Source organism: Luteibacter sp. 621 (assembly GCF_050435445.1).
Taxonomy (GTDB): Bacteria; Pseudomonadota; Gammaproteobacteria; order Xanthomonadales; family Rhodanobacteraceae; genus Luteibacter.
In genome coordinates, this window is record NZ_JBNDKI010000002.1 from 178,778 (window position 1) to 191,200 (window position 12,423).

Here is a 12,423-nt window from a genome sequence, read left to right on the forward strand (position 1 = left end):
TCCCCGAGTTCTTATTTGTCGCCGACCGCGATGCTTGCCGGACGCTCCATCCAGCCGCCGGTACCGTTAGGCACCAGCTCGACCAGATCGATGCGGTCTTCCCCCACGGCCGTGACGCGGCCGTACGACTGCCCCATGTACTCATTGCGATGGACCCGATGGATGACCCCGCCCGGATCCTTCACAAGGGCCTCGAGGCTGGATCCACCACCTAACGTGCCAACCATCTTCAGGGTGTCCAGGGAGAACATCTCCAGCGGCTCCTTGGGACGATTCTCGTCCGGGCGCGGGCCGCTACTCGCCGAGCTCTCCATTTCCGCCGTGCTCGGGCTGAACGGATCGCGCGCGGTCTGGTCCTGGTAAGCGAACGTCTCGAACGTGCGGATCACCGGCAACGGTGGAATCGGCTCGCCCTTCTTGTGCTTCTCGGCATCGACCCACTCGCGCAGATCCGATTGCCCCTTGGTGCAGCCAGCCAGGGCCACGAGAGCAAGGCCGGCAGCCGCAAGGCGGAGGTGAATGTGACGAACGCTGGTCACTTGGCACCCCCTGCATTCTGGGACTTCTGCTGGGCCGCGGCCTCGTCATCCTCAAGATAGCGATAAGTCTTGACGGTACCCTGCAGTACGAGCTGGCCCGAGGTGCTGCCCTTCGCGGTGTCCTTCGGCTTCAGCGACACGTCGTGCAGCGTCAGGATGACGACGCGGGGAAGCGATGCCACGCCGCTGATGAAGGTACCAAACTGATGGTAGGTACCCACCATGCGCAGCGTGATCGGCTTCTCGGCATAGAAATCTTTCGGCGTTTCCGGACCCGGCTGGAACAGATCGGATTCCAGGCCAGCGGCCAGGGCCGTCTGCGAGATATCCACGAGAAGTTCCGGCATTTCGGTCCGGCTGGGCAGCTGGCGGAGCAATTGGCGCAGCATGTCCTGCATCTCGGCCAACTGCTGTTCCAGCGCCTCAAGGTTCGCCGACTTGGCCTGCTTCTGGGAGAACTCGCCCTTCAGCGATACCTCCTTCGACTCGGCGCTGGCCAGCTCATCCTGCTGCGAGCTGATTTCCACGTACCAGCCGATCCCCACCACGACGATGAAGACCAGGGCGGTGAAGAAGATCTTTACCGACTTGGGCCAGCCACCGACGTTGTTACGGTCAAGGTTGCGCAGATCGTCCAGGAAGCTCATGGCTTGCCTCCTGCCGGGGCAGCGGCACTGGCCGGTTTGGCAGCGCCCGGGGTGGGCGCGGCGGCGGGCGGAGCGGCCTGGGCGGGCGCACCGGCCACCGCCGTGGCGGCGTTGGCAAGCGGTGCCGGCACCGCAGGCGCGGCGCTTACGGCGGGCGGCGTGGCCACGGTCGACGACGACGCGGGTGCATCCGCGCTGGGCGTATTCAGCTTCACATCCAGGCCAAAGGAATACGGCATGCGCGAATCGTCGTGAGTGTTTTCCGTCTTGCGGAGGTCCGCATGGCCCATCCAGGGCGACGCCTCGATGTTGCGCATGTACTCGGCCACGCTGGAGTTGGACTGGGCCACGCCGTCCAGCGACATGGAGTCGCCCGACTGCTTCATGGAGCCCAGCCGGGCACTGCCCGGGATCGTCTTAACCAGTTCGTCGAACAGGTGGACCATCTGCGAGCGGTTGGCCTGCAGCTGCTCGATGATCTGCTTGCGCTGGAGCAGGCCGGCGCGGACCTTTTCCAGGTCCTTGATCTTCGCGATGCGATCGTCCAGCTGCTTGATCTCGCCCTGCAGGTAGGTATTGCGCTCGGTCTGGTTATCGATGCGCGCGCCCATCCAGTACGACCAGCCGATCAGCACCACCAGCGCCGCCGCGAAGGCGACACCCAGCTGCATGTAGAACTCACGCTCGCGCTGCTTGCGGCGCTCGGCACGCCAGGGAAGTAGGTTGATCCGTGCCATCAGTCGAAGCTCCGCATGGCCAGGCCGACGGCGATCATCAGTGCCGGGGCATCCTGGGCGAGGGTCTGTGCCTGGACCTTGCTGGACAGGGACATGCGAGCCAGCGGGTTGGCGACCACGCACGGTACGCCCAGTTGCTGCTCGAGGATCTCGGTGATGCCTTCGATCGAAGCACAGCCACCGGCCAGGACGACCTGGTCGACGCGGCTGTATTCGCTGCCGGCGAAGAAGAACTGGAGCAAGCGGCTGACCTGCTGAACCAGCGATTCCTTGAACGGCTCGAGGGCTTCCATCTCGTACGATTCGGGCAGGCCACCCTTGCGCTTGGCCCGGCCCGCTTCCTCGTAGGACAGGCCATACCGCCGCATGATCTCGTCGGTGAGCTGCTTGCCCCCGAAGACCTGTTCACGCGAATAGATGGTGCGCTGGTTCTTCAGCACCGCCAGGGTCGTCATCGTGGCGCCGATATCGACCACCGCTACCAGGGCATCGCGGGAAACGGCGAGCTGGTCAGCGACCATGGCGAAGGCGTTTTCCATGGCGAACGCCTCGACATCGATCACCCGGGCGGTCAACCCGCCCAAATCCAGCGCAGCGATGCGCATGTCGACGTTTTCCGTGCGGGAGGCGGCCAGGAGGATGTTGTTCATCTCCGGGTTGTCGCGCACGGGGCCCAATACCTCGAAATCGAGGCTAACTTCCTCGATCGGGTAAGGAATGTACTGGTTGGCCTCCACCTGGATCTGCCCCTCGAGATCGTCCTCGGAGAGGTCGGCCGACATGGGAATGATCCGGGTAATAACCGCCGACCCCGCGACTGCCGCGGCGGCGTGCTTCACCTTCGCGCCGGAACGGGCCAGGGCGCGACGGATGGCCTCGCCGACGGCCTCGACCTCGACGATGTTCTTTTCGACGACGGCATTGGGCGGCAACGGCTCAACGGCATAGTGTTCGACGCGATAGCGCCCACCTGCCTCGCTGAGCTGTAGCAGCTTTACTGCGGTCGAACTGATGTCGACACCGATCAACGGCGCCGCCTTGGGTGTAAAGAGCCCCACTGTGTCCCCCTTCCCCGCGCCTTGTCGGAATTTGGTCTTCGGCGCGAAGGCATTAGATCTAAAACTTAACGGATAAGCAACGGGCCGTCGGGGCCCTTATCGGCACTAATTCACAAATCCTGACGCTGGGTTAGCGTTCCCCCTTCAGACCGGGTCGAACCTTGCCCACCCCTCCCCGGGGGTGGTGAGGCTCTATACTCCGCCACGACCTATACGGCGGTGACCCCTCCCCTTCATGCGAATCCTCAAGCGTCTGCTGCGTTACGCGCTGTACCTCGCCCTGGCCGGCATCCTGTTCGTCGCGGGCGCCATTGGCGTCGCCTACTGGCTGTTGGCGCCACGCCTGCCTTCCGTGGCGGTGTTGCGCGATTACCACATGCAGGTTCCCCTACGCGTCCTAAGCGCCGACGGCAAGCTGATCGCGTCGTTCGGCGAGACCCGACGCATTCCCGTGCGCATCGCCGACGTACCGGCGCGCCTCAAGAATGCTGTCTTATCGGCAGAAGATGGCGATTTCTATAGCCACCCGGGCATCGACTGGCACGGTATCGCCCGCGCAGGCATTCACGTCATCGTGTCGGGTGGCGACAAGGGGCCTGGCGGCTCGACCATCACCCAGCAGGTGGCACGCAACTTCTTCCTCAGCCCTGAAAAGCTGTATTCGCGCAAACTGACAGAAATGTTCATCGCGTTGCGCATGGAGAATGAGCTCAGCAAGGACCAGATCCTCGAGCTTTATCTCAACAAGATGTTCCTGGGCCACCGCGCCTACGGCGTGGCCGCCGCTGCGTCGTATTACTACGGCAAGACCCTCGACCAGCTCACCGTGGCCCAGTGCGCCACCATCGCCTCGACATTCCAGCTGCCCTCCGTCGTCAATCCGCTGAACAACCCTAAGCGGATGATTGCGCGCCGTGACTGGGTGCTGGGCCAGATGCTCTCCAACCGCTTCATCACCCAGGCGGAATACGACGAGGCTATCAAGGAGCCGAACGACGCGTTCCCGCACGAACAGCAGATCGAAGTGGATGCGCCGTACCTCGCCGAGATGGTGCGCCAGCAGACCCTGGAAAAGCTGGGCAATGATGCGCTCACCGAAGGCTACGTGGTGCACACCACGGTACCGAGCGAGAGCCAGGCCGCGGCAAACGACGCCCTGCGTGGCCGCCTCTCCGCGTACGACCGCCGCCACGGCTACCGTGGGCCGGAAGGCCACGAAGAACTCCCTGCCGGAGCGGGCCCGGAGGACTTCGATCGCGTTCTCGCAGGCTACACGCCGGTCGCGGGCATGATGCCTGCCATCGTCACGGCAACCGGCGCCAAGGAGGCCACGGTGTACCTCAACGCGAAGGAATCGGCGACGCTGAGCCTGGAGTCCATCACGTGGGCCCGGCCGTACGTCAACGAGGGCCGCGCCGGCGCGGCACCGACACGAGTCGATGCCGTGCTCAAGCGCGGTGACGTCGTTCGCCTGATTCGCAGCGAGAAGGATGACATCTCCGAGGACGCGAAGGCCTCCGATACGGCCGCCACCACGACCGAAGGCAAGCCCGACTCAAACAAGGGCCCGTGGCGCCTTACCCAGATCCCCGCGGTCCAGGCCGCGCTCGTCTCCGTCGATCCGGAAGATGGCGCCGTGCGCGCACTCGTCGGCGGCTTCAGCTTCGCGCGCTCCAAGTTCAATCGCGCCGTCATGGCGGCACGCCAACCGGGCTCGAGCTTCAAACCCTACCTTTACTCGTCGGCGTTCGAGCGGGGCTTTACGCCCGCCTCCATCGTTAACGATGCACCGGTTGCCTTCCCCGATCCGAGCCGCCCCGATGGCGTGTGGACGCCATCAAATGATGACGGCAAGTTCAGCGGCCCGATGCGCCTGCGTGAGGCGCTCGTGCAATCGAAGAACCTGGTCTCTGTGCGCCTGCTCGATGCGATCGGCGTTCGCTACGCACGCGATTACATGACCCGCTTTGGCTTTACGCCGGATGCATTGCCGCAGAATCTGTCGCTGGCGCTTGGCACGGCCTCGGTCTCGCCGATGAGCATGGCGCGCGGCTATGCCGTGTTCGCGAACGGCGGCTACCTCGTCACGCCGTATTTCATCTCGCGCATCGACGACCGCGACGGTAACCCGGTTTACGTGGCAAACCCCGAGCGTGCCTGTGCGGATTGCCAGGAACGCCTGCTCAACCCGACCCCACCCGGGCCGCCCAACCAGCCAAGCACGGCGCTTATCCCGGCCAAGCCCGCTTCGTCGGCCAGCGCAGGTATCGCCGCCACCGGCGATGCCGTGCTGCCGGCCGATGCGCACGACAATGCCACGCAGGCGCCCAAGCTTGCGCCGCACGTCATCGACGTACGCAACGACTACCTCGTGACCTCGCTCATGCAGGATGTGGTCAAGCGCGGCACAGGCTCCGCCGCGAAGGCACTGGGGCGCGACGATATCGCTGGCAAGACGGGCTCCACGAATGATCACCGCGATGCCTGGTTCGTGGGCTTCAACGGCGATGTGTCCACCGCGGTGTGGGTGGGCTTCGATGACTTCAGTTCGCTGGGCAAGGGTGAGTTCGGTGCCAAGGCGGCACTTCCCATCTGGATGGACTACATGGGCGCCGTGCTTAAGGACAAGCCATCGCATACGCTGGCCATGCCGCCGGGCATCGCCACGGTGCAGATCGATCCGGGCTCGGGCCTGCCCTCACCCGGCGGCATGAACGAAATCATGAAGGTGGAGGACGTCGACCGTCTCCGCGAACAGGCACAGCAGAAGCAGCAGGAGGAGCAGCAGGACCACGCCTACGACATCTTCTGACGCGCGGCACGGGATAAAGCCGTGCGTCCATTGGCAACTCTTATCACCAACGGGGGTGATTCATGGCACGAGGCGAACACCACAGGATCCATGCCCAGGACAGGACGCAGCGCAACCGCGTCCTGGTCGCCCAGGAAGCGGCACGCCTGATGAGCGAGCATGGCATTCGTGACTTCCACCACGCGAAACTGAAAGCCGCCGAGCGGCTTGGCATTGTCGATACACAGGCCCTGCCCCGTAACCAGGAAATCGAAGATGCCCTGCGCGAGCACCAGCGCATCTTCCACGGCGATACACAGCCACAGGCGCTGCGCGCACGTCGCGAGGCCGCTATCGAGGCCATGCGATTCCTTCGCACGTTCGATTCACGGTTGGTAGGCGCGGTGCTCGAGGGCACGGCCGATGAGCACTCCGCCGTATGCCTGCATGTTTACAGCGACGACCCCGAAGCACCGGGCCTGTTTCTTACCGAGCAGGGCATACCCCTGGAAACCCAGACCCGCCGCTTGCGCTGGCCGGGCAATGAGCAAAGCGAACATACCGTGCTGCTGTTCGGCGCCGATGGTATTCCGTTCGATATCACCGTGCTTCCACTGGACGCATTGCGCCAGGCACCACTGGATCGTGTCGATGAACGGCCCATGCGCCGGGCGACGCGCGCGATGATCCAGGAACTACTCGCCGAAGAGGATATCGCGGCGTTTAACAGCTAAGACTCTGTAGGAGCGCGCTTGCGCGCGATCAGGATTGCGGAAAGCACGCATCGCGCGCAAGCGCGCTCCTACCATCTGCATCCTGTAGCGCTCAACAAAAAAAAGCCCGCTTTCGCGGGCTTTTTTTCTTAGCGCTTGTCGCTCGAAACGTAATCACGAACATCTGCGCCGGTGTAGATCTGGCGCGGGCGGCCGATGCGCGATCCCGGGGTTTCGTGCTGTTCGATCCAGTGCGAGATCCAGCCGGAGGTGCGCGCGATGGCGAACATCACGGTGAACATCTCGGTCGGGATACCCAGGGCCTTGTAGATGATGCCCGAGTAGAAATCGACGTTCGGGTACAGCTTGCGCTCGACGAAGTACTCGTCCTTCAGCGCCGCCTCTTCGAGCTTCATGGCCACTTCGAGCAGCGGATCGTTCACACCCAGCTCGTTGAGCACGTTGTGGCACGCCTCGCGGATGATCTTGGCGCGCGGATCGAAGTTCTTGTACACGCGGTGGCCGAAGCCCATGAGACGGAACGAATCGTTCTTGTCCTTCGCGCGCTTGACCGCGTTCTCGACCTTGTCGGCGGTGCCGATCTCTTCAAGCTGCAGCAGCACGGCTTCGTTCGCGCCACCGTGGGCCGGGCCCCAAAGCGCAGTAATGCCGGCGGCCACGGACGCGTACGGGTTGGCACCGGTGGAGCCCACCAGGCGAACCGTCGACGTCGAGGCGTTCTGCTCGTGGTCGGCGTGCAGGATGAACAGCAGGTCGAGCGCCTTCGCGACGACCGGGTTCACGTGGTACGCCTCGCTCGGCACTTCGAACATGGTGTGCAGGAAGCGGGTGACGTACTCGAGGTTGTTGCGCGGGTAGCGGTTCGGCCAGCCGATGGAGTGGCGATAGATGGCCGAAGCGATGGTCGGCATCTTCGCGATAAGGCGGATGGCCGCCAGCTTGCGGTGCTCCGGGTTCTCGACGTTGAGATCGTCGTGGTAGAACGCCGACAGCGACGCCACCGACGCGGCCAGCATCGCCATCGGGTGCGCGTTGTGGTGGAAGCCCTTCAGGAAGTCCTTCAGGTTCTCGTGCATCATCGAGTGGTGCGTGATGTCGTTCGAGAACTTCTCGAACTCCGGCTTGCTCGGCAGTTCGCCGTTCAGCAGCAGGTACGAGGTTTCGAGGAAGGTGGACTTCTCGGCCAGCTGCTCGATGGGGTAGCCGCGGTACAGCAGCACGCCCTTGTCGCCGTCGATGTAGGTGATGGCGCTCTTGGTGCTGGCCGTGCTGCCGTAGCCCGGGTCGTACGTGAAGTAACCGGTGTCCTTGTACAGGGTGCCGATATCAACGCACTCTGCACCCAGCGTGCCGCCGATGACCGGCAGTTCGCTTACGGGCTTGTTGGATTCATCGACCAATTTGACGGTTTTGGCGTCGGACACGGCGAGCTCCTCTATCACTTTTTCGGACCACGCCACCCGGGGAGGGCGGCGCTTGGGATGTGGATGAAACGAGGGCGTGGGGAAGCCCCCGTACCGGCCGCCGGCGGCGACCGAAGTTCCCCATTATCGCACATCGCCTGCTCGAACGACCGTTCGACCAAAGTGAAAGACACGCACGCAAAAAGACACGGGGCAAGCCATGGGCTCGCCCCGTGTCCGTCTATCCTCGCGAAACGCCACCCCGCAGGCGGCGCGCGGATCGCTTACGGCTTACTTCTTGCCGTAGCGCTGGCGGAACTTGTCGACGCGGCCACCCACGTCGAGGGTCTTCTGCTTACCCGTGTAGAACGGGTGCGAGTGGCTGGAGATATCCAGCTTGATGACCGGGTATTCGTTACCGTCTTCCCACTTCACGGTTTCCTTGGAGGACATGGTCGAACGCGTCAGGAACGCGAATTCCGACGACAGGTCCTGGAAGACAACCGGCTGGTACTTCGGGTGGATGTTCTCTTTCATGATCGTGACTTCTTGAATGGCGGGGTGAAAAGAGCGGCATTGTAGCCGGGGGCTGGTCACTTCGCAACCAACCCCCAGCCCGCCCCGCCCCTGGTCAGACCGGGTTGCCCAGGGCGCTGGCGATCAACTGGCCGAACCGGGCCTGGTCCACGTCGAGGACGATCCGGGCGTTGGGTCGGCCGCCCAGCCGCTTGTGCCAGTCCACGACGGTGGCGCCGCGGGTCAGGCGGCCATCCAGTTCGATGGCCACGTGGCGGGTCTCGGCGCGGGTCACCATCGCCGGATCCAGCGCCACGGCCATGGCCAGGGCATCGGCCGCGATGAAGCCGGTGCGCTCATGCTCGGCGTTAAAGCGGCGCGCGGTGGCGAACACATCGTGGAAGAAGGTGGCGCGCTTGTCGCCGTTCGCAACCCACTCCTCATAGACCTCGTCAGGGAATGCATGGCGAACGGTCGCCTCCCAATCCACCAGGTCGAACATCTCGAAGGCCTCGAACACCACGTGCGCAGCTTCCGGATCGAACCCGATGTTGAATTCGGCCGGTACCTTGCCGGTGTTGCCGTGGCCCGTGACCGCGCCGCCCATGATGACCAGGCGCTTCACGCGCTGCGGGAAGGCGGGATCCAGGCGCACCGCCAGGGCGAGGTTGGTGAGGGGCCCGAGCGCCACCAGGGTCAGTTCACCCGGGCGCTCGTTGGTGAGGCGAATGAGCGCCAGCGCGGCATGCTCGGCCTCGGCGGTGTGTTTCGGCTCGGGAAAGCCCACGTCGCCGAAGCCATCCTCGCCGTGCACGAAGGCCGCGTCTTCTTCCGGCGCACGGACCAGCGGCGACGGGCACCCAGCGAATACCGGCGTGGTCGCACCCACCAGATCCACCAGCGTGCGCGCGTTGCGCACTGTGTGCTTCAGGCCGACGTTACCGGCGGCCACCGTCAGGGCGGCCACATCGGTATGCGCGTGCGCCATGAGGATGGCGAGGGCGTCATCCACGCCCGGGTCGGTATCGATCAGCAGCGGCAGTCGTGTCATCTTGCGGTTGCATCCATGGATGGCCGGACAGCATAGCGCTGCTGGGCACGTTCAGACAGCCTTGGCTTCCACCGCCGCCCCCGCGCCAAAATCGAAGCCCAGCTCACTGATAACCCGGTCGACGGCGATGCACAGCGCCTCCAGTTGTGGCGTGCGTGCCGCTACGCGCGGGCGCAGGTCCAACGTGCAGGTAAGGCCCATCTGCAACAGGTCCGCGTGCGCGACGTGCAAGGTATCGGCCTGGGCCTGTGTGAAGAGACCCGCGGCACGGATTTCATCGATGAGCATGCTGTTCGCCGTGGTCTCCAGGATACCGGGGTGCTCGGCGGCATGCGCAAGCACCAGCCCCTGCAGCACGAACTCGATATCGATGAGCGCGCCCTTCCCCTGCTTGAGGTCAATGTGGGCGGCATCGGAGCGGTCGCGCTCTGCGCGCCAACGTGAGCGCATGGCACCCACTTCCGCGAACACGCGCGGCTTGTCGCGAGCGGTGGCGAGAATATCCCTGCGTACCGCTTCGAGCATGGCGCCCACCGCCGCATCACCGGCCACGAAACGCGCGCGCTGCAAGGCCTGGTGCTCCCAGGTCCACGCACGATCGCGCTGGTACGCCTCGAAGGCGTCGACACTCGCCACGAGCAGGCCCTTTGAGCCGTCCGGACGCAAGCGCGTATCCACGTCGTAAAGGCTGCCCGCGTGCGTTTGCGCACCAAGCCAGTGCATCACGCGCTGCGCGAGGCGCTGATACCAACGCGTGCCATCCACTGGCCGCGCCCCATCGCTCATTGCATTCGCACGCTTGCCGTCGTACACGAAGACAAGATCGAGATCCGAGGCGAAACCAAGCTCCTCGCCACCCAGGCTGCCGTAGCCAAGCACAGCGAAACCGATGCCATTGCCCGGGATACGTCCGTGCTGCGTGGTCATCTCGCGCACGGCCAGCGCAAGCACAGCGCCGATGACCGCTTCAGCCAATCCCGCAAGGCGGCGCGCCGTCGCAGGCGCATCCGCACGGCCATCACTGAACGCGAGGCCCAGCCGGAACGCGATGCTGGAGCGAAATTCGTTGATGCGCTCAAGTTCACGCTCGGCATCGCGCTCATCGAGCGTACCCAACGAACGGACGATCTCGGCCGAGATATCCGCGCGCTTCAAGGGCAACTGGTCAATGCGGGGGTCGAGCACATCATCGAGCAGGAGGGGCTGGGCGATCACCCGTTCGGCGAGAAACGCGCTTTCGGCGAACACACTGGCAACGCGTCGGCGCGCACTTGGCTGCTCATCGAGCAAGGCAAGATAAGACGAACGGCGCGCCACCGCCTGGACCAGGCGGACCATGCGCAGCAAGCTTGGCACCGGCGATGCGCTGGCGCGCGCCGCACCAATAAGTTGCGGCATCAGGCGCTCAAGGCGCTCGCCCGAGCGTGCGGACATGGAGCGCACGGATGCCGCCCGCGGCAGCTTGCCAAGTTCATCCGCCGCTTCATGCCCGGGTACAAAGCCCGATGCGGCCATCGTTTCCGCGGTGAGGGTTTCGTCGCGCGCCGCCTGCCACAGTTCCACGTCCGCCGCAGGCGCACTCGCCGTCTGCCCGGCCTGCGGCACCAACACCGCGGCGAACTCCGCGGATACCGCCGTACGGTGCGTGGCCAGGTCAACGGCCAGTGCATCCCACGAGGCGTAATCCAGCCCCAGTGCGAGACGCTCTCGCGATAGTGCATCGTCGGGAATATCGTGCGTCTGCGCATCGCGCAGCATCTGTACGCGATTTTCCAGGCGTCGAAGGAAGATGTAAGCGTCGCGCAGCAGCTTTGCACGTGCCTTGGGAATATACCCACGCGATTCACAGGCACGTAGTGCCGGTAACAAGCCGCGCACGCGCAAGGCGGGATCGCGCCCGCCACGAATCATCTGCGTGAGCTGCACCACGAACTCGATCTCGCGGATGCCACCCGGGCCGAGCTTCAGGTTACCCGCCAGGTCTTTACGCGCCACCTCCGCGTCGATCAGCGCCTTCATCTCGCGCAGGCCAGCGAACGCGGTGTAATCCAGGTAGCGGCGGTAGACGAAGGGCCGCAGCATATCCTGCAATTCACGGCCTGCCGTGCGATCGCCGGCCACGGGGCGCGCCTTGATCCATGCGTAACGCTCCCAGTCGCGTCCTTCGCGCTGGTAGTACTGCTCCATGGCTGCGAAGGGCAGCGCGAGGCGGCCTGCGTTACCAAACGGCCGCAGGCGCAGGTCCACGCGCGCGCAGATGCCATCGACAGTCGGCTCTGCCATCAAGCGGACGAGCTGGCGACCTTCGCGCACGAAGTATTCGCCGTTATCGAGTGGCCGCGACCCATCGGTCTCACCGCCCGAGGAATACGCCAGCACCAGATCGATATCGGAGGAGAAATTCAGTTCATTGCCACCGAGCTTGCCAAAGCCCAGCACCACCATGCGCTGTTCTTTCCCCGCCGCATCGCGCGGCATGCCGTAGCGCGCGTGCAGCGCGCTTTCGGACCAGCGCAATGCCACCGCAAGCAGGGTTTCGTACAGCGCGCTGGTGGAGGCCAGCGTTTCATCGATGTCATCCAGGCCGTTGACGTCGCGAAACACCAGGCGCACCGCCTCCGCGTGGCGGAAACGGCGCAGCACGGCCATGCAGCGCTCTTCGTCCGCAGGCAGGTCCAGCGTCGCACCGCGCGTGGAGGCATCGGTATTCGCACGTAACCGCTCCAGGCCCGCTGGCGCCAGCAGTTCCGGTTGCCGCCGGAGCACGTCGTAGGCGAAGTCCGAAGCCAATAACGTGCGGCGCACGCGCTCGGCCACGCCGGCATCGTCGTGGAGGGGAATCCGGGCGGCTCGGCATGCGGCCATCACGTCCGCATAACGCTGATCGATCAGGGCACGGAGGTCGGCGCTTTCGCGCGGGGCGGCGTTGGAGTCATTCATGGGGCAG

General features: G+C 64.6%; 10 protein-coding genes. 2 read left to right on the forward strand and 8 right to left on the reverse strand.

All coding sequences use genetic code 11. From position 1 onward, the window contains the following. Positions 1–11: 11 nt before the first annotated feature. From ABIE56_RS03000 to ABIE56_RS03015, 4 genes are read right to left on the reverse strand one after another with little or no spacing between them, the layout of a single operon-like run. Entirely contained in the window at positions 12–539 is a 528-nt protein-coding gene (locus ABIE56_RS03000) for a pilus assembly protein PilP (protein ID WP_429242358.1), read from the reverse strand. Beyond that, positions 536–1,186, reverse strand: coding sequence for a type 4a pilus biogenesis protein PilO (locus tag ABIE56_RS03005; RefSeq protein WP_429242359.1), 651 nt, complete (start codon positions 1,184–1,186; stop codon positions 536–538). Before ABIE56_RS03005 ends, ABIE56_RS03000 begins: the two co-directional genes overlap by 4 nt. Next, positions 1,183–1,923 carry a PilN domain-containing protein gene (locus tag ABIE56_RS03010; RefSeq protein ID WP_429242360.1) on the reverse strand — a complete coding sequence of 247 codons (741 nt, stop codon included), beginning with the start codon at positions 1,921–1,923 and terminating at the stop codon, positions 1,183–1,185. Before ABIE56_RS03010 ends, ABIE56_RS03005 begins: the two co-directional genes overlap by 4 nt. After that, complete coding sequence (locus tag ABIE56_RS03015; protein ID WP_247432706.1) at positions 1,923–2,981, reverse strand: pilus assembly protein PilM; 1,059 nt, start codon at positions 2,979–2,981, stop codon at positions 1,923–1,925. Before ABIE56_RS03015 ends, ABIE56_RS03010 begins: the two co-directional genes overlap by 1 nt. 235 nt (positions 2,982–3,216) lie before the next feature. On the opposite strand from ABIE56_RS03015, the gene ABIE56_RS03020 reads away from it, so the two are divergent. Both ABIE56_RS03020 and ABIE56_RS03025 read left to right on the forward strand, forming a co-directional pair. Then, on the forward strand, positions 3,217–5,793 hold the full coding sequence (locus tag ABIE56_RS03020) for a penicillin-binding protein 1A (protein ID WP_429242361.1): 2,577 nt from the start codon (positions 3,217–3,219) through the stop codon (positions 5,791–5,793). A 62-nt stretch (positions 5,794–5,855) separates the two neighbouring features. Continuing rightward, positions 5,856–6,506 carry a hypothetical protein gene (locus ABIE56_RS03025; RefSeq protein ID WP_429242362.1) on the forward strand — a complete coding sequence of 217 codons (651 nt, stop codon included), beginning with the start codon at positions 5,856–5,858 and terminating at the stop codon, positions 6,504–6,506. Positions 6,507–6,634: 128 nt separating this feature from the next. On the opposite strand, the gene ABIE56_RS03030 is transcribed toward ABIE56_RS03025, so the two are convergent. The 4 genes from ABIE56_RS03030 to glnE all read right to left on the reverse strand — a co-directional run bounded on the left by ABIE56_RS03030 (position 6,635) and on the right by glnE (position 12,416). Continuing rightward, positions 6,635–7,930 carry a citrate synthase gene (locus tag ABIE56_RS03030; RefSeq protein WP_429242363.1) on the reverse strand — a complete coding sequence of 432 codons (1,296 nt, stop codon included), beginning with the start codon at positions 7,928–7,930 and terminating at the stop codon, positions 6,635–6,637. Between the two features lie 270 nt (positions 7,931–8,200). Continuing rightward, a complete protein-coding gene (locus ABIE56_RS03035; protein WP_429242364.1) occupies positions 8,201–8,446 on the reverse strand; it encodes a type B 50S ribosomal protein L31 in 246 nt (81 codons plus the stop codon). A gap of 94 nt (positions 8,447–8,540) precedes the next feature. After that, entirely contained in the window at positions 8,541–9,476 is a 936-nt protein-coding gene (locus tag ABIE56_RS03040) for a nucleoside hydrolase (RefSeq protein WP_429242365.1), read from the reverse strand. A 51-nt stretch (positions 9,477–9,527) separates the two neighbouring features. Then, complete coding sequence (glnE, locus tag ABIE56_RS03045; protein WP_429242366.1) at positions 9,528–12,416, reverse strand: bifunctional [glutamate--ammonia ligase]-adenylyl-L-tyrosine phosphorylase/[glutamate--ammonia-ligase] adenylyltransferase; 2,889 nt, start codon at positions 12,414–12,416, stop codon at positions 9,528–9,530. Positions 12,417–12,423 lie beyond the last annotated feature (7 nt).

Coding starts and splice junctions, on each gene's coding strand:
- ABIE56_RS03005 (WP_429242359.1), bottom strand. CDS start 1,186: ATGAGCTTCCTGGACGATCTGCGCAACCTTGACCGTAACAACGTCGGT.
- ABIE56_RS03025 (WP_429242362.1), top strand. CDS start 5,856: ATGGCACGAGGCGAACACCACAGGATCCATGCCCAGGACAGGACGCAG.
- glnE (WP_429242366.1), bottom strand. CDS start 12,416: ATGAATGACTCCAACGCCGCCCCGCGCGAAAGCGCCGACCTCCGTGCC.
- ABIE56_RS03040 (WP_429242365.1), bottom strand. CDS start 9,476: ATGACACGACTGCCGCTGCTGATCGATACCGACCCGGGCGTGGATGAC.
- ABIE56_RS03035 (WP_429242364.1), bottom strand. CDS start 8,446: ATGAAAGAGAACATCCACCCGAAGTACCAGCCGGTTGTCTTCCAGGAC.
- ABIE56_RS03020 (WP_429242361.1), top strand. CDS start 3,217: ATGCGAATCCTCAAGCGTCTGCTGCGTTACGCGCTGTACCTCGCCCTG.
- ABIE56_RS03010 (WP_429242360.1), bottom strand. CDS start 1,923: ATGGCACGGATCAACCTACTTCCCTGGCGTGCCGAGCGCCGCAAGCAG.